The organism is Streptomyces sp. GbtcB6 (genome assembly GCF_019091475.1).
Taxonomy (GTDB): domain Bacteria; phylum Actinomycetota; class Actinomycetes; order Streptomycetales; family Streptomycetaceae; genus Streptomyces; species Streptomyces hyaluromycini.
On record NZ_JAGXJL010000027.1, the window covers coordinates 124,621 to 142,232 of the forward strand.

A 17,612-nucleotide genomic window follows, 5' to 3' on the forward strand; every position below is an offset into this window, starting at 1 on the left:
GGTACGGGCCGTGGTCCCGGGGTGGTTACTCGCCGTCCTCCAGCCAGCCGAAGCTCTTCTCCACCGCCTTGCGCCAGTTCGCGTACTCGCGGTCGCGCACCGGCGCCGCCATGGCGGGCGTCCACTCCACGTCCTTCTGCCAGTGCGACTTGAGCTCGTCCAGGTCGTTCCACACGCCGGTGGCCAGGCCGGCCGCGTAGGCGGCGCCCAGGCACGTCGTCTCGGAGACCCGGGGCCGGATCACCGGTACCCCGAGGACGTCGGCCTGGTGCTGCATCAGGAGGTTGTTCTTGGTCATGCCGCCGTCCACCTTCAGGGTGGTGATCTGCACCCCGGAGTCCTGGTACATGGCGTCCACGACCTCCCGCGTCTGCCAGCTCGTCGCCTCCAGGACCGCTCGGGCGAGGTGCGCCTTCGTGACGTACCGGGTCAGCCCGGTGACGACCCCGCGAGCGTCGGAGCGCCAGTAGGGCGCGAACAGGCCGGAGAAGGCGGGCACGATGTAGGCGCCGCCGTTGTCGTCGACGCTCGCCGCCAGGGTCTCGATCTCGTCGGCGGTGCGGATGATGCCGAGTTGGTCGCGGAACCACTGGACGAGCGCGCCCGTGATGGCGATCGAACCCTCCAGGCAGTAGACGGGCGCCTCGGTGCCGATCTTGTAGCCCATCGTGGTCAGCAGCCCGCTCTTGGACGGCACCGGCCGGTCGCCGGTGTTGAGCAGCAGGAAGCTGCCCGTCCCGTAGGTGTTCTTCGCCGTGCCGACGTCGTAGCAGGCCTGGCCGAAGACCGCCGCCTGCTGGTCGCCCAGCGCGGACGCCACCGGCACCCCGGCGAGCTGGCCGACGGCGGTGCCGTACACCTCGGCGGACGACCTGATCTCGGGCAGCACCGCCTCCGGGACGTTCATCGCCGCGAGGATGGCGCGGTCCCACTGGAGGGTTTCCAGGTTCATCAGCATGGTGCGCCCGGCGTTGGTGACGTCGGTGACGTGCCGGCCGCCGTCGGTGCCGCCGGTGAGGTTCCAGATCAGCCAGGAGTCGATGGTCCCGAAGGCGATCTCACCGCGCTCGGCCCGGTCCCGCAGCCCGGGCACGTTGTCCAGCAGCCAGGCCGCCTTGGGCCCGGAGAAGTAGCTGGCCAGGGGCAGACCGGTCTGCTCGCGGAAGCGGTCCTGGCCGTCGCTGCCGCCGAGTTCGTGGCACAGGGCCGCGGTGCGCGTGTCCTGCCAGACGATCGCGTTGTGCACGGGCTTGCCGGTGGCACGGTCCCACAGGACGGTCGTCTCGCGCTGGTTGGTGATGCCCAGCGCGCTCAACTGGTCGGGGCGCAGGCCCGCGTTGGCGAGCGCCCCGGCCACCACAGCCTGCACCTTGGACCAGATCTCGGTGGCGTCGTGCTCCACCCAGCCCGGCTTGGGGAAGATCTGGCGGTGCTCGCGCTGGTCGACGGCGACGATCGCGCCGCCGTGGTCGAAGATGATGCATCGGCTCGACGTGGTGCCCTGGTCGATTGCGGCGACGTACTTCTCGGCGGTGTCCGTCATGGCTACCCCTTGGTCGCTGGGTCGGAAGGCTGTGTGGGTGGGAGGGCCGCGTCGGGCCGGGGGCGCGTCGGGCCGGAAGGCCGCGCCGAGTCAGAAGGCCGCGTTGTAGATCAGGCCCGCGAGCGCCCCGCCGATCAGGGGGCCGACGACCGGGATCCAGGCGTAACCCCAGTCCGAGGTGCCCTTGTTGGGGATCGGCAGGAAGGTGTGCACGATCCGGGGGCCGAGGTCGCGCGTCGGGTTGATGGCGTAGCCGGTGGGGCCGCCGAGCGACAGCCCGATGCCGACGACGAGCAGGGAGACGACCAGCACGGTGGTGCCGGACTCGCCGAGCCCCTTGGTCAGGCCGAACGCGAGGATCGGCAGGACGAGCGCGATCGTCGCGATGATCTCGGTGACGAGGTTGGCGACCGGGTTCCGGATCTCCGGGATGGTGGAGAAGATGCCGAGTGTCGGCGTCGGCTCCTCTCCCGACTCCTCGTCGGGCACGTTGGCCTGGAACTGGGCCAGGTAGACCAGGTACGTCAGGACGGCGCCCAGCGTCGCGCCGACGAGCTGGCCGAGCAGATAGACCCAGACCTTGTCCCACTTCCCGGTGTCGACGGCGATGCCGATGGTGACGGCGGGGTTCAGCTGCCCGCCGGACAGGGGAGCGGCGGTGTAGGCGCCGGCGAGGACGCCGAATCCCCAGCCGAACGCGATCACCACCCACCCCGCGCCCCGGGCCTTGGAGTGTCTGAGGGTGACCGCGGCGCAGACACCCGCGCCGAACAGGATCAGGATGGCCGTGCCGATGACTTCGCCGACGAATATGTCTCCGTTGCTCATGGCGGCTCCTAGGGCGCTGGCCGGGGGATCGACCCCGGCGCATTGAGCAGGAACGGTTCCCTTGGCGACGTCAGCCGAAGGCAGGGAAGGTCCCGCGCCCCGCCCGGCGTCAGTGACGAGCGTGCCGTAGCAGCCGAATCGCCCATGGGGGACGGACCTTGAGACAGGAGCGGCCCATGGCGCAGTGCCTGATTACGCCGAGAATGTACGGCGATGTCGACCGACACCGGAAGTTTTCACCGGCACCAGGGGAGCGTCAAGGTCGCCGACGGCAACGATGACAGGCAACCCGCCGGAAAGCAGCTGTCACGGCTCCACCGCCGCGTACCCGGCCTGGGCCGGGTAGGCGCCCGAGCCGCGCCGGATCTCGTACCCGGGCAGCCCCGCCCGCCCCAGCACCCAACTCGCCCCGTGCAGCGCCTTGGCGGCCTTCTTGAGCGGCGCCAGACACGCGGCCGCCTGCCGGTGGTCGGCCACCCCGCCCGGACCGCACACGACGGTGGCCAGGGACAGCGTGACGGGACGACCGCCCGCGGACCAGGGCGCGTCGAGCAGGGTGGCGACCGCGTCGAGTCCCGCTTCGTCGGCGAGCACCAGGAAGTCGTCACCGCCGATGTGCCCCACGCGCGCGTGCCCGACGGCGGCCTCCTGCAACGCCCGCCCCACCGACCGGATCAGCTCGTCGCCCGCGGCGAACCCGGCGCCGTCGTTCACCTGCTTGAAGTGGTCGATGTCCAGCCAGCTCAGCGCGAAGACCCGGCCGTCCGCGAGCCACCGGTCCACCTCGCCCGTGATCGCGTCCGAACCGGGCAGCCGGGTCAGCGGGTTGAGCGCGGCCGCCTCCTCGACCCGGGTCTCGGCGAGCGCCCGTACGAGGTCGGCGAGGCGTACGACGCCCACACAGCGCCCGAACCGGTCGACGACCGCCACATCGTCCGAGGTGCGGTCCGGGCCGCCGACGGCCACCACGTCCAGCACCTCCCAGGCGGTCGCGTCGACGCCGACCGTGCGCGGTGCGTCGCCCAGCTTGAAGGCAGGGCGGTCCGCGTACAGGGCGTGCCCGTAGCGGCCGGACATCGACAGCAGGAAGCGGGAGCGGTGCACCGAGCGGACGGGGGCGCCCGTCTGGTCCACCAGGAGTACGCCGGAGACGTCCGGGGAGCCGGTCAGCAGCGCCCGCACCTGCAACGCGGACGCGGTGACCGGCAGGAGCGCGGCGGGCCGGACGAACTCCCGCACGGACGGCCCGGAGCGCGGTGGCGGCACGGCGGCGGGGGCGGGCGGCGGAACGTATACCTCCGCGACCGGGATCCGGGCGGGTGGCGCGAACAGCTCACCCTGGGCCAGTTGCGCCCCGGCGGACAGGGCGGCCGAGTACTGGAGTTCGGTCTCCACGCCCTCGACGGCGACCAGGGCGCCGAGTTCCTCGCACAGGGTCCGCATCGCCCGCACCGCGGCCGGCCGGGCGAGCAGCGAGGCGTCGAGCTTGACCAGGTCGGGGGAGAGGTCGGTGAGCAGCCGCAGCGGCACGTCCCCGTCGCCGATGCCGTCCGCGCTGATCCGGAAGCCCTGGCCGCGCAGTGCCGCCACGGCCTCCAGCAGGGCCCGCTGCGGCACGTGCGTGTACGGCGGGACGATGTCCAGGGTGACCTCCCAGGGCATCCGTCCGGCCTCGCGGACGGCCTCGGGCAGCGGGCCGATGCCGCCCAGGTCGGCGAGCGTGGCCGCGAAGACGTTGATGTGCAGCGGCAGCAGGGTCTCCTTGCGGGCCGCCGCGCGGAGGGCCAACACGGCCAGTCTGCCGTCGAGTTCGGGATTCCGGCGGGCTTCGGCGAGGATGTCGCCGGTCTCGGGGCGGGCGAGGATCTCCAGTGCGGCGATCCCGCCGGTCGTCAGATTGACCACCGGCTGGAAGGCGAAACGGAGAGCATCCGTCCAGGTGCGCACGGCAGCATGATGACGCCACCGGCGTACGCCCAGGGGCAGTTCATGAGACGTTCACGCACCCTTTCGGGGTGCTCACACAGGGTAGGGACCCGCTGCTGTCACACCCGTCCCGTCAGCGCACCGCTATCACGGACGAGCCGTGCCCGAACAGCCCCTGGTTGGCCGTGATCCCCACGCGCGCGTGCGTCACCTGCCGGTCGCCCGCAGCGTCCCGCAACTGCCAGGTCAGCTCGCAGACCTGGGCGATCGCCTGGGCCGGCACCGCCTCCCCGAAGGACGCGAGCCCACCGCTGGCGTTGACCGGTATACGGCCGCCCGGGGCCGTCGCGCCCTCGCGCAGCAGCTTCGCCGCCTCGCCCTCGGCGCACAGCCCCAGATCCTCGTACCACTGCAACTCCAGCGCGGTGGAGAGGTCGTACACCTCGGCGAGGGACAGCTCCTCCGGGCCGATGCCCGCCTCCTCGTAGGCGGCCCGCGCGATCGACGCCCGGAAGGTCTCCGCCGCCGGCTCCACCGCCGCCGCGGAGTCCGTGGCGATGTCCGGCAGGTCCAGCACCGTGCTCGGGTAGCGCGGGGTCACCGTGGACACCGCGCGGATCCGCACCGGACGCGCCGTCCCGTGCCGGCGCGCGAACTCAAGGCTGGACAGCACCAGCGCGGCCCCGCCGTCGGAGGTGGCGCAGATGTCCAGCAGCCGCAGCGGATCGGCGACCACCTGGGAGGCGGCAACCTCCTCGGCGGTGACCCGCTTGCGGTAACGGGCGTACGGATTGAGCGCCCCCACAGCCGCGTTCTTCACCTTGACCAGGGCGAAGTCCTCGGGGGTGTCCCCGAACACCGCCATCCGGCGGCGCGCGTACAGGCCGAAGTACGTCGGATTCGTCGCTCCCAGCAGCCGGAAGCGCAGCCAGTCGGGGTCGTCCGGCCGGTCTCCTCCTGCGGGCCGGAAGAAGCCCTTGGGCGCCGCGTCCGCGCCCACCACGAGCACCACGTCCGCGAGGCCCGCGAGGATCTGGGCCCGTGCCGCGGCGACCGCCTGGGCCCCGGACGCGCAGGCCGCGTAGACGCTCGCGACCCGTGCTCCCTGCCAGCCCAGCGCCTTGGCGAAGGTCGCGCCCGCGACATAGCCGGGATAACCGCCACGAACCGTGTCCGCGCCCACGATCGATCCGATGTCCCGCCACTCGAGTCCGGCGTCCGCGAGCGCCGCGCGGGCCGCCGCAGTCCCGTACTCGACGAAACTCCGCCCCCACTTGCCCCAGGGGTGCATGCCCACGCCGAGCACCGCCACGTCCGCCGTCATGCCGCCACCCCCGTCGGCCGCCAGTGCCAGGTCGTCCAGGTCGTCTCCGTGTCCTCGCCCAGCACTCCGGGGACGGCCTCGACCTCCATGCCCACCGCCAGATCGGCGACGGTGATCCCGGGAACCGCCTGTCCCAGCACCACGATCCGCTCGGACTCCAGCTCCACAGCGATCAACGCGTACGGCTCCCACGGAAGTTCCGGGTCGCTCACATAGGGTGACGGAGGGCGGTATCTGCTGTCGGTGTACGACCAGATCCGTCCGCGCCGGGAGAGCGGGACCTCCTCCAGGGCGCCGCCCGCGCATTCGGGGTTGCGGCAGTGGATGTCCTCGCGGGGGAAGAAGACCGAGGCGCAGGCCGCACAGCGGGTTCCCAGCAGCCGGAACCCGTCCCCCTCGCCCGTGAACCAGCCGTCGACCGCCGGCGTGCGTGTACGCGACAAAGCTCCTCCAGGGCAGCAGATCTGACGGAACGTCAGAAGTGTGCCACGGGCCGCCGGAATTGGGCAGGCCGCGCCGGCGGGCCCCGCCGCGCCGCCCGCACCGGGTTCCGGGTCGCCAGGTGTCGGTTCACTTCCGGAAGGGGGCGTTCCATTGACCGTAAGACGTCGTTCTCCTGATCGGATAAAGTCCGCGCGTGTCCGAAAATCAGCACCCAATTGCCAACTCCGCTCCGGGCTCGCACTGTTCGAGCTGCGGAGCGGCCTACGGAGAGGGAATCTCCGGCTGGCCCCGCACCTGCCCGGCCTGCGGCCACGTCGTCTACCGCAACCCGTTGCCGGTGGCGATCGCCCTTCAGCCCGTCTACGACACGAAGGGCACCGCCCTGGTCGTCATCACCCGCACCGTGGCCCCCGCGCGCGGGGGCACCGCGCTCCCCGGCGGCTACGTCGACGACCGCGAGGACTGGCGGCACGCCGTCGTCCGGGAGCTCAAGGAGGAGACGGGCATCGACGCGGCCGCCCGCGACGTACGGCTCGTCGACGCCATGAGCTCACCCGACGGGCACCTGCTGCTGTTCGGAATCCTCCCGGAACGCCCGGTCGAAGGCCTCCCGCCGTCGGGCGCGACCGACGAGACGGAGGGCTGGCACCTGCTGCGCCGCCCCGAGGAACTCGCCTTCCCGCTGCACAGCGTGGCCGTACGCGCGTGGTTCGAGGGCCGCTACTGAGCCCTCCGGCTCATCCCAGCCCCCTGACCCGGACGGGACGGGACAGCTCGCGCACACCGTTCTCGTCCTCGCGCCGGACCACCACCCGCCGGCCCTCCCAGCGGGCGACGTAACGCTCGATCTCCGGCTCGTCCCAGCCGTCGCCCGCGTCCGGCACGACCAGCCCGCCGCCCGTCCGCCCCCGGGCGGGCGCCCACACCTCCAGCCGCGTCCCGCCGTCCTCGTCCCGCACGGGCAGGACGGCACCCGCGCGCGCCAGCACCGGGATCCGCGCCGGCGGGGCATCGACGAGGACCTGCCCCGGCCCTTCGTAGGCCTGCTCGGTCACCGTGTCGTACCAGCGCCCACGGGGCAGCTGCACCGCACGCCGGTCGGTACCCGGATCCAGCACCGGAGCCACCAGCAGAGCGTCGCCCAGCAGGAAGGCGTCCTCGCAGTCGCGCAGCGCCCGGTCCTCCGGCGCACCCCACCACACCGGCCGCACATACGGCGCTCCGGTCCGCCGGGCCAGCTGCGCCAGCGTCATGAAGTACGGCAGCAGACGCCGCCGTTCTTGCAGCGCCACGCGCGTGTGCTCCAGCACCTCGGACCCGAACTCCCACGGCTCCCGGCGCCCCGCCCGCATGCTCGCGTGCGTACGGAACAGCGGCAGGTACGCGCTCAGCTGGAACCAGCGCAGAAACAGCTCCGGCGACGGACTCCCGTCGAAACCGCCCACGTCAGGACCCGAGTACGGCACCCCGCACAGCCCGAGCCCCAGCACCAGCGACAGGGACGCGCGCAGCCCGGGCCAGCCGGTGGCGACGTCGCCGGACCACGTGCCTCCGTAACGCTGCATACCGGCCCAGCCCGAGCGGGAGAACAGGAACGGCCGCTCCCCGGGCGCGAGTGTGCGCAGGCCCTCGTAGGCCGCCCGCGCCATACAGAGCGCGTAGACGTTGTGCGCCTCCCGGTGGTCGCCGCCGCGGCCCTCCAGGGCGTGCCGCGCCGACCGCGGCAGCGTCGACTCGCCGAAGGCGCTGAAGGACGTCGGCTCGTTCATGTCGTGCCAGAACCCGGCGAAGCCCAGCGCGAGCCGCTCCTCGTACAGCCCGCCCCACCACGAGCGCACGCGCGCGTCCGTGAAGTCGGGGAAGACCGTCTCCCCGGGCCACACCACCCCCTCCACCGTCCGCCCCGACGCATCACGGACGAAGGCGTCGAGGGCCGTCCCGCTGTCGTGGACCGCGTTGCCCTGCTCGGCCTTCACCGCCGGGTCGACGATCGACACCAGCCGGATCCCGTCCCGCCGCAACTCCTCCGCCAGCGTCGCCAGCTTCGGGAAACGCTCGTGATCGACCGTGAACACCTGATGGGCGTCGTAGTGGTCGATGTCCAGATGCACGGCGTCCAGCGGCAGCCCGCGCTCCTGGTAACCGGCGACGATCCGCCGTACCTCCTGCTCGCTGCCGAAACCCCAGCGCGCGTGGTGATGGCCCAGCGCCCACGCCGGCGGCAGCGCGGGCGCGCCCGTGAGCGAGGCCCATGTGTGCAGCACGCGCGCGGGGGTGCCCACCATCACCCAGCAGCGCAGCGGACCGCCGTCCATCCGCAGCTCGCAGCGCCCGGCCCGGTCGTGCCCGGAACCGGCGCCCTCCTCGCCTTCCAGGAGCGTCACCGTCCCGTCCCAGGAACTGTCGTGGAACACCAGATGCGTGGCCGCGTCCGCCACCACCAACTGGACCGGCATGGTGATGTACAGCGGATCGTCACCGGGCCCGAAGGCATGCCCGGGATCGGTGTTCCACAGCCGGTACGTGCCGTCCCGCAGCCGCGGCCCCGAGGCACGCCCGCCCAGACCGAAGAACCGCGCGTCCGCGGCCACCTCCGACCGCTGCACCCAGCGCGCCGCGCCCCCGCCCACCGGCTCCCACCAACGCGGCGGCAGATCCCGCCGCAGCATCACGCCGCCGGGCGTGCACACCTCCACCGCACCGTGCCGCGACACGCTGACCGTCACCCGCTCCGCCACGACCCGCCAGCCGCCGTTCGTGTCCGGTTCGAGGACCGCCCGCGGGTCCGGCTCGGGACAGCGCCCCGCGAGCGCGTACGACGGTTCGGGGCCGGCCCCGTCCCAGCCCCAGAAGACGGCCCCGTTCACAGCTACCATGATCCGCAGCTCGGACCGGCTGAACCGGATCACACCGCCGCCAGGCCCCGGCTCCGCGTCCTGCACCGGCCCCGGCACCCGGGCCCGCTCCGCGCCCCGCGGGGGCAGTCCGGCGGCATCGATCCGCTTCCTGCGCCACGCCGCGCGTACGGTACGCAACCCCTGAGCCGCGTTCCTCGAACCGACCACTCTTACCGAACGCACCAGGTCACGACCGTCCATGCTGCTCACCCTGCCACTCAGCGCTCCACACACGCGTGCCGTTCAACTGCCGTTCACCCGTGCCGGGACCACATCTTCACGACACGGACTATGTGGAGCGCACCCTGGTGTAGAAGTCGATCACATGGCATCGTCCCTGTCAGCCGCGTCACGCGCACACCCCAGCCCGTACGCGCCCGACGCACACCAGCGCAGAAGCCCGGGAGCCGCCCCATGTCGACCGCGAACCCCCAGCCGCTCTGGCGGCCCGATCCGCAGCGGATCGCCCAGGCACGCATCACCAGGTTCCAGTCCTGGGCGGCGGAACACCACGGAGCCCCCGCCGACGGCGGGTACCCGGCCCTGCACCGCTGGTCCGTCGACCACCTGGACACCTTCTGGAAAGCCGTCACGGACTACTTCGACGTGCGGTTCTCGACGCCCTACGCGCGCGTGCTCGGCGACCGCGCCATGCCCGGCGCCGAGTGGTTCCCCGGCGCGACCCTGAACTACGCCGAGCACGCCCTGCGCGCCGCCGCCACCCGCGCGGACGAACCCGCCCTCCTGTACGTCGACGAGACCCACGAACCCCGCCCGGTCACCTGGGCGGAGCTGCGCCGCCAGGTGGGCTCCCTGGCCGCCGGACTCCGCGCCCTCGGCGTCCGTCCCGGCGACCGCGTCAGCGGCTACCTCCCGAACGTCCCGCAGGCCGTGGTCGCCCTCCTCGCCACCGCCGCCGTGGGCGCCGTCTGGACCTCCTGCGCCCCCGACTTCGGCGCCCGCAGCGTCCTGGACCGTTTCCAGCAGGTCGAACCCGTCGTCCTGTTCACCGTCGACGGCTACCGCTACGGCGGCAAGGAACACGACCGGCGCGAGATCGTCGCCGAACTCCGCCGCGAACTGCCCACCCTGCGCGCCGTCGTCCACATCCCGCTGCTCGGCACGCCGGCTCCCGAGGGCGCCCTGGACTGGTCGGCCCTGACCTCCGCCGACACCGAACCAGAATTCGAACAGGTCCCCTTCGACCACCCCTTGTGGGTGCTCTACTCCTCCGGCACCACCGGCCTGCCCAAGGCCATCGTCCAGTCCCAGGGCGGCATCCTGGTCGAACACCTCAAACAGCTCGGCCTGCACTGCGACCTGGGCCCCGAGGACCGTTTCTTCTGGTACACCTCGACCGGTTGGATGATGTGGAACTTCCTCGTCTCCGGCCTCCTCACGGGCACCACGATCGTCCTGTACGACGGCAGCCCCGGGTACCCCGACACCGGCGCCCAGTGGCGCATCGCCGAACGCACCGGAGCCACTCTCTACGGCACCTCCGCCGCATACGTGATGGCCTGCCGCAAGGCCGGCGTGCACCCCTCCCGCGACCACGACCTCTCCCGGGTGAAGTGCGTCGCCACCACCGGCTCCCCGCTGCCCCCCGACGGCTTCCGCTGGCTGCACGACGAGGTCCGCGACGACCTCTGGATCGCCTCCGTCAGCGGCGGCACCGACGTGTGCTCCTGCTTCGCGGGCGCCGTACCCACCCTCCCCGTCTACACCGGCGAACTGCAGGCACCCGGCCTCGGTACCGACCTCCAGGCCTGGGACCCGGCCGGCCGTCCCGTCATCGACGAAGTGGGCGAACTGGTCGTCACCAACCCCATGCCCTCCATGCCGATCCGCTTCTGGAACGACCCCGACGGCAGCCGCTACCACGACAGCTACTTCGACACCTACCCCGGCGTGTGGCGCCACGGCGACTGGATCACCGTCACCTCACGCGGCTCGGTGATCATCCACGGCCGTTCCGACTCCACGCTCAACCGCCAGGGCGTGCGGATGGGCTCGGCCGACATCTACGAGGTCGTCGAGCGCCTCCCCGAGATCAAGGAGTCCCTCGTCATCGGCATCGAGCAGCCCGACGGCGGCTACTGGATGCCCCTCTTCGTCCACCTGGCACCGGGCGCGGTCCTCGACGACGCCCTGCTGAACCGCATCAAGCAGGCCATCCGCGAACAGCTCTCGCCCCGTCACGTCCCCGACGAGGTCATCGAGGTCCCCGGTGTCCCGCACACCCTCACCGGAAAGCGCATCGAGGTCCCGGTCAAGCGCCTTCTCCAGGGCACGCCCGTGGAGAAGGCCGTCAACCCCGGCTCCATCGACAACCTCGACCTGCTGAGCTACTTCGAGGACCTGGCCCGCAAGCGCGCCTGACATCCCCGCGGGGGGCGCTCACCCGCCGTAGGTGGCCTCGGACTCGCCCAGGACGGCTGCGAAGTCCGAGGCCAGCCGCGCCGCCTCGGCCGGCTCCAGCCCGGCGGTCGATATCCGGACCCCCGGCCCGGCCGACAACCGGAAGCGCGCCCCCGCCGCCACCCACCAGCCGTACGACCGCAGCCCGTTCACCACGGCCGACTCGTCCCGCACCGGCACCCACAGGTTCATCCCGCTCGCCCCGTGCGACCCGATCCCGCGCCCGGCCAGCTCCCCGGCGAGCGTCTCGCGGCGCAGTACGTACGTCGCACGCGCGCGTGCCACCAGGGCGCGCGTGCCCGGATCCGTCATCAGGCCGAGCACCGTCTCCTGCAACAGGTGACTGACCCAGCCCGACGTCAGGAGCAGCAGCCCGTCGTGCCGGGCGAGCGAGACCGGATCGCACGCGGCCGCCGCCCACCTCAGGTCGGTGCCCAGGAACTTGCTCACCGTCCGGACGTGCACCCAGCGCGCGAGCCCCGCCCCGGTCAGGGAGTGCAGCGGGGCGTCGGCCACCGAGGACGCGTGATCGTTCTCGATCACCAGGACATCGCGTTCCTCGCGCAGCACCTCGGCCAGGGCATTCCTGCGGGCCGCCGAGAAGCAACCGCCGTACGGGTTCTGCGCCCTGGGGCTGCACACCACGGCGCGCACGCCTGCGCGCAGCGCGGTGCGCAGTGCGTCCGGACGCATCCCCTCGTCGTCCACCGCCACCGGCACGATCCGCAACCCCAACGCCGGGACCAGGTCGAGCAGATGGTGGTATCCGGGATCCTCCATGGCCACGGCGTCGCCGGGCCGCAACTCCACGGACAGCAGCCGGCCGATCAGATCCAGCGCGCCGTGCGCGAACGTCACATGCTCCACCGGCACGCCGTCCGGCCCCAGCCAGTCGCGTACGGCTTCCTCCAGCCGTGCGAGCCGGGGCGTCGAACGGTGCGACCGGGCACCGGGGGAGAGCCGCGAGGGCGGCACCAGACCGGGCAGCAGTGCGGGATCGGGATGCCCCCCGGCCAGGTCCCGGAGCCCTTCGGGAACCCTCGGCGGACGCCGGGACGCCACCGCCGGAGCCGGCGCCACCACGGTGCCGCCCCGCCCGCGGGTGACGACGATCCCGCGCCGCCGCAGCTCCTTGTACGCCGTGGCGACCGTCCCCGGACTCACCCCCAGCTCGTCCGCGAGCCGTCGCACCGGCGGCAGCGCCGCCTCCGGAGCCAACGCGCCCTCGGCCACGCCCCGTTCCACGGACGCAGCAATCCCCTTGGCCGTCGTGCCGGTGATCCCATATTGTGTTACCACGTTGGCAAGTATGTATCAATACATAATTGACGGCAAGGGGGAGCAGTGAGAACGAAGCCCGGCGCGACCGCACGGCCCCGACGCGTCCCCGGAGGCCCCGACGGACGCAGAATGCTCGCCGTCACCCTGGTCGACCGCGTCGGCAGCGGCCTGTGGGCATCGGTCTCGGTCCTGTACTTCACCTACGTCTCCGGCCTCTCCCTCGCCGAAGTCGGCACCCTCGCCGCCGCATCGGGCGCCATCGGCATCGCCGGCGCCCCGCTCGGCGGCCGCATCGCCGACCGGCTGCCCCTCACCCGCGTACTGATCGCACTCCAACTCCTGCGCGCCCTCGCCTCCTTCGCCCTGCTCACCACCGACGACTACGCCCTGCTGCTCGCCGTCTCGGCGGTCGGCGCCCTCGGCGACCGCGCGGCCAACGTCCTCACCAAGCTCTACGCCACCCGTATCGCCGGGCCCGACCGCGTCCGCTACCAGGCCCTCAACCGCACCATCGCCAACGCGGGCTGGGCCCTGGGCGGCCTCGCCGCCGCAGCGGCCCTGGCCCTCGGCACCACCACGGCCTACCGCTGGCTCCTCGCGGGCGACGGCCTGTCCTTCGTCGCGGCCGCACTCCTCACCCTGCGCTGCGGCGAACCCCCGTCACCCTCCCGGGTCGTGGCCGACTGGAAGACCGAGCCGAAGACCGAGAGGCCGGCCACCCCCTGGCGCGACCGCGCCTACCTGGCCTACGTCGCCACCGACACCGTCCTCTTCCTCGACGACGCCGTCTTCAAGGTCGGCCTGCCGCTCTGGATCGCCCACAGCGACCGCATCCCCCACGGCCTCGCACCACTGCTGCTCGTCCTCAACAACGTGATGGTGGTGGCACTCCAAGTCCCCCTGGCCCGCTTCGGCACCACCAGCGCGGCCGCCCGCCGCCTCCTCGTCCCGCTCTCCGCCGCCTTCGCCCTCGGCGGCATCACGATGGCACTCTCCGCCACCGGCGGAACCGTCGCAGGCATCGTCCTGCTCACCGTCGCGGCCGCCGCCTTCACCGTCGCCGAGATGCTCCACGCCACCATCTCCTGGGAGCTCTCCGTCGCCCTGGCACCCGACACCGCCCAGGGCGCCTACCTCGGAGTCCACGGACTCGCCCAGTCCGCCCAGCGCAGCATCGGCCCGCTCGCCGTCACCGCCGCCATCGCCACCGGACCGCTGGGCTGGACCGCATTCGGCACCCTCATCGCCCTGACCTGCGCAATCCAGCACCACCTGGTTCGCGACCGGCTTCCGTACCCCCCGTTGTCAGTGGCGCCGGTTACTGTGAGTGAGCATTGATCGACCGCTCACAGGGGGAACCATGGCGCGCACCGACCACCGGACCATGCGACGCGTCCTGCGCCGCGAGATCGCCGGCACCATCGGCCTGCTGACCGACGAGCACGACTTCCGCGCCATGCGGCGCTACCGCACCTTCACCTTTGACGACCACCTCACCTACCTCCGCCAGATGGAAGCCCTCCTCAGGACCCGCGCCGCCGAGGGCACCCACACCACCCTCGCCCTGTTCGACCCCGAGGAATACGCGGAGTTCTGCACGGCCACCGGACTCGACCCCGACCACCCGGCCAGCCGCACCCGCTTCACGGCCGAACTCGCGGCCGCCGGCGCCACCGTCCCGTACGACGGCCGACCCCTCACCGACCTCGTCCCCGTCCTCGTCGACGAGGCCGTACGACAGGCCACCTGGGAGTACGCCAGTACCCTCCTCGCCCGCCTCGGCCCCTGCCCCACCTGCGGAGAGGACGTCGGACGCGCCGCCGTCACCCGCGCCTCCCACTTCCTGACCCGCATCCTCGACACCGCCCCGGCAGGCAACCGGCACCTCGTGTGCAGCGTCTCCGGACCACCCGAAACCCTCGTCACCGTCCTCCACGCCGACCAGAACACCGAAGGCACCACCCACCTCGACGAGGCCGAAGCCCTCGAATTCACCAGCGTCCTCGCCCTCGGCCTCGCCACCAACAGCCCCGGTGGACTCGTCATGCGCACCACCGCCCCCGGCACCCCCGACCGCGTCTACGGCTGGCGACTGCGCGGCAACGACCTCGCGCCCCTCACCGCCGGCGAGGTCTTCGACGCGTACTGCACCGACGTCGAATCCGGAGAACTCATCTCACCGGAATCGGACGTCGACTACTGCGCGCCGCCCGACCTCGGCGACCAGGAGACGACACCGGGCCACCACCACTGAAACCACCAGGGGCGCCCCACCCACAGGTGGAGCGCCCCGGAAAACACAGCCGATCACGGCCCCGGCCGACTACTCGCCGGACAGCACCGCCTGAGCCGCCACACGGGCCTCGTCCGCACTGTCGGCGGCACGCGCGGCCAACGCGGCCCGCTCGCACTGGGCCAGCGTGTACTTGGCCAGCATCGCCCGGACATAAGGAATCGACGCCGCACCCATGGAGAGAGAGGTGACACCCAGACCCGTCAGCACACAGGCCAGCAGCGGATCCGACGCGGCCTCACCGCACACACCACAGCTCTTGCCCTCGGCCTTCGCCGCCTCAGCCGACAGCGCGACCAGGTCAAGCAGCGCGGGCTGCCACGGATCCTGCAGCCGGGACACCGCACCCACCTGACGGTCCGCGGCGAACGTGTACTGCGCCAGGTCGTTCGTCCCCAGCGACAGGAACTCGACCTCCTGGAGGATCGAGCGCGCCCGCAGCGCCGCCGACGGAATCTCCACCATCGCGCCGAACTTGGCCCGCAGCCCCGCCTCCCGGCAGGCGTCCGCGAACGCCTTCGCATCGGCACGGTCCGCCACCATCGGCGCCATCACCTCAAGGTGGACGGGCAGCCCCTCGGCCGCCTTCGCCAACGCCGTCAGCTGGGTGCGCAACACCTCGGGGTGGTCGAGCAGCGTCCGCAGACCACGCACGCCCAGCGCCGGGTTCGGCTCGTCCGCCGGAGTCAGGAAGTCCAGCGGCTTGTCCGCGCCCGCGTCCAGCACCCGCACGACGACCCGGCCCTCCGGGAACGCCTCCAGCACCTGACGGTAGGCCTCGACCTGCTTCTCCTCGGAAGGAGCACTCTTGCTGTCATCCAGGAACAGGAACTCGGTACGGAACAGACCGACGCCCTCGGCACCGGCCTCTACGGCAGCCGGCACATCCGCCGGCCCGCCCACGTTGGCCAGCAGCGGCATCTTGTGCCCGTCCGCGGTCGCACCCGGGCCGGTCGAGGCGGACAGCGCCGCCTTCCGCTCGGCGGCCGCCGCCTCCAGCGCCGCCTTCTTCTCCGCAGTCGGGTTCACGAAGATGTCCCCGGTGCTGCCGTCGACTGCGATCACCGTGCCCTCGGCGAGCTCCCCGGCACCCGGCAGCGCCACCACGGCCGGCACACCGAGCGCCCGCGCCAGGATCGCGCTGTGGCTGGTCGGCCCGCCCTCCTCGGTCACGAAACCGAGCACCAGAGTCGGGTCGAGAAGAGCCGTGTCGGCCGGCGCCAGATCCCGCGCCACCAGCACGTACGGCTCGTCACTGTCCGGGACACCCGGCATCGGAACGCCGAGCAACCGGGCGACGATACGATTCCGCACATCGTCCAGGTCGGCCACCCGGCCGGCGAGGTACTCGCCCGCTGCGGCCAGCAACTCGCGGTACGCGGCGAACGCGTCGTACACGGCACGCTCGGCGGTGCTGCCGACGGCGATCCTGCGCTCCACGTCGGCCATCAGCTCGGGGTCCTGCGCCATCATGGCCTGCGCCTCGAGGACCGCCTGGGCCTCGCCGCCTGCCAGATTGCCGCGCGCCATCAGGTCGGCGGCCACAGCGTCCACGGCCTGTCGGGCACGCCCCTGCTCCCGCTCCGCCTCCTCCGCGGCGATCTGCTTGGCAGGCGGCTCGAGCACCGCCGTTCCCATGTGCCGAACCTCGCCGATCGCCACACCGTGGCTCACGCCGACGCCTCGCAGCGTTGTCTCCATCTCACCCGTCTCCGATAGTGCGGCGGGTCCCGCCGCCGCGGTGGTTGTCGTGGTCGCCGCCTGCACCGTCATACGACGGCAGGGCGGCGGGGTCGTCGGTCCGGGACGAATCAGTTCCAGACGAAGAGGGTGTCGCCGGCTTTCACGTCACCGTCTTCGCGGAGGTCGGAGAGAGAGCCGGCCGTGGCCTCCAGGGCCACGACGGGGCAGACCGGAGACTTGCCGGCGGCCTCGACCTCGGCCGGGTTCCAGCGGACCACGGCCTGGCCGCGGGTCACGGTGTCGCCCTTGTTGACGAGGAGCTCGAAACCCTGTCCGTTGAGCTGCACGGTGTCGATACCGAGGTGGGTGAGTACGCCGTGGCCGCTCTCGTCGACAACGACGAACGCGTGCGGGTGCAGAGAGACGACGACTCCGTCCACGGGCGCCACGACCTCGGAAGGCTCACGCGGGGGGTCGATGGCGGTACCCGGGCCGACCATGGCCCCGGCGAAGACCGGATCCGGCACTGCGGCCAGTCCGACGGCACGTCCTGCGAGCGGGGACGTCACGGTGGTCATGGGAAGCCTCCCAGAAGTGGAGCTGCTTACGGGCCGTCACTGCTTGTCCCGGACGGCACTGAGCAGCAGCGTATGTCATATGAAGTGGCGGTTCCGCTTGGAAGGTACCAGCTAGTGGTCTAGACCACCACCCTATTCGATTTGCACGGCCTTCAGGGCTCCGTGTACAGTCGTACTCCTGCTTGAGACCAGGCGGCGCGATAAAGCGTTGCTACTCGGCAGCACCCAAACTTGTCAGATCCTCACTCGGGATCACCTTCCGCATGTCTGCGGGAGGGTGGTCAGAGGGACGGAAAAACACTGATAGAGTTTGGAACACCGAAGGGAAGCCCGGAGGAAAGCCCGAGAGGGTGAGTACAAAGGAAGCGACCGTTCCTTGAGAACTCAACAGCGT

General features: G+C 72.0%; 13 protein-coding genes. 4 read left to right on the top strand and 9 right to left on the bottom strand.

Annotated elements, in window-relative coordinates; translation table 11 throughout:
• Positions 1 to 25: 25 nt before the first annotated feature.
• The 5 genes from glpK to KVT45_RS35895 form a co-directional block, all read right to left on the bottom strand.
• Positions 26 to 1,543 carry a glycerol kinase GlpK gene (glpK, locus tag KVT45_RS35875; protein ID WP_217553344.1) on the bottom strand — a complete coding sequence of 506 codons (1,518 nt, stop codon included), beginning with the start codon at positions 1,541 to 1,543 and terminating at the stop codon, positions 26 to 28.
• A gap of 90 nt (positions 1,544 to 1,633) precedes the next feature.
• Entirely contained in the window at positions 1,634 to 2,371 is a 738-nt protein-coding gene (locus KVT45_RS35880) for an MIP/aquaporin family protein (protein WP_217553345.1), read from the bottom strand.
• 306 nt (positions 2,372 to 2,677) lie between these two features.
• Positions 2,678 to 4,318, bottom strand: a complete 1,641-nt coding sequence (locus tag KVT45_RS35885; RefSeq protein ID WP_217553346.1) for a GGDEF domain-containing protein — start codon at positions 4,316 to 4,318, stop codon at positions 2,678 to 2,680.
• A gap of 112 nt (positions 4,319 to 4,430) precedes the next feature.
• A complete protein-coding gene (locus KVT45_RS35890; RefSeq protein ID WP_217553347.1) occupies positions 4,431 to 5,621 on the bottom strand; it encodes a lipid-transfer protein in 1,191 nt (396 codons plus the stop codon).
• The gene (locus tag KVT45_RS35895) at positions 5,618 to 6,064 is read right to left on the bottom strand and encodes a Zn-ribbon domain-containing OB-fold protein (protein WP_217553348.1); all 447 of its coding nucleotides are present in this window, start codon (positions 6,062 to 6,064) and stop codon (positions 5,618 to 5,620) included. Before KVT45_RS35895 ends, KVT45_RS35890 begins: the two co-directional genes overlap by 4 nt.
• Before the next feature lie 194 nt (positions 6,065 to 6,258).
• Between KVT45_RS35895 and KVT45_RS35900 the strand changes: the two genes are divergently transcribed.
• Positions 6,259 to 6,792, top strand: coding sequence for an NUDIX domain-containing protein (locus tag KVT45_RS35900; RefSeq protein WP_217553349.1), 534 nt, complete (start codon positions 6,259 to 6,261; stop codon positions 6,790 to 6,792).
• Positions 6,793 to 6,802: 10 nt separating this feature from the next.
• Here KVT45_RS35900 and KVT45_RS35905 read toward each other — a convergent pair whose 3' ends face one another.
• On the bottom strand, positions 6,803 to 9,163 hold the full coding sequence (locus KVT45_RS35905) for a TIM-barrel domain-containing protein (RefSeq protein ID WP_217553350.1): 2,361 nt from the start codon (positions 9,161 to 9,163) through the stop codon (positions 6,803 to 6,805).
• A 213-nt stretch (positions 9,164 to 9,376) separates the two neighbouring features.
• Between KVT45_RS35905 and KVT45_RS35910 the strand changes: the two genes are divergently transcribed.
• Entirely contained in the window at positions 9,377 to 11,344 is a 1,968-nt protein-coding gene (locus tag KVT45_RS35910; protein ID WP_217553351.1) for an acetoacetate--CoA ligase, read from the top strand.
• Positions 11,345 to 11,362: 18 nt separating this feature from the next.
• Here KVT45_RS35910 and KVT45_RS35915 read toward each other — a convergent pair whose 3' ends face one another.
• Entirely contained in the window at positions 11,363 to 12,682 is a 1,320-nt protein-coding gene (locus KVT45_RS35915) for an aminotransferase class I/II-fold pyridoxal phosphate-dependent enzyme (protein ID WP_217553352.1), read from the bottom strand.
• A gap of 111 nt (positions 12,683 to 12,793) precedes the next feature.
• Here KVT45_RS35915 and KVT45_RS35920 point away from each other — a divergent pair, with 111 nt between their 5' ends.
• The gene (locus KVT45_RS35920; RefSeq protein WP_217553353.1) at positions 12,794 to 14,002 is read left to right on the top strand and encodes an MFS transporter; all 1,209 of its coding nucleotides are present in this window, start codon (positions 12,794 to 12,796) and stop codon (positions 14,000 to 14,002) included.
• A 22-nt stretch (positions 14,003 to 14,024) separates the two neighbouring features.
• Complete coding sequence (locus KVT45_RS35925) at positions 14,025 to 14,918, top strand: hypothetical protein (protein WP_217553354.1); 894 nt, start codon at positions 14,025 to 14,027, stop codon at positions 14,916 to 14,918.
• A 69-nt stretch (positions 14,919 to 14,987) separates the two neighbouring features.
• Here the strand turns inward: KVT45_RS35925 and ptsP are convergent, their stop codons facing one another.
• Positions 14,988 to 16,658 carry a phosphoenolpyruvate--protein phosphotransferase gene (gene ptsP, locus KVT45_RS35930; RefSeq protein ID WP_217553355.1) on the bottom strand — a complete coding sequence of 557 codons (1,671 nt, stop codon included), beginning with the start codon at positions 16,656 to 16,658 and terminating at the stop codon, positions 14,988 to 14,990.
• 110 nt (positions 16,659 to 16,768) lie between these two features.
• Positions 16,769 to 17,218 (bottom strand): PTS glucose transporter subunit IIA, encoded by a 450-nt coding sequence (locus KVT45_RS35935; RefSeq protein ID WP_217553356.1) that lies wholly within the window; start codon positions 17,216 to 17,218, stop codon positions 16,769 to 16,771.
• Positions 17,219 to 17,612 lie beyond the last annotated feature (394 nt).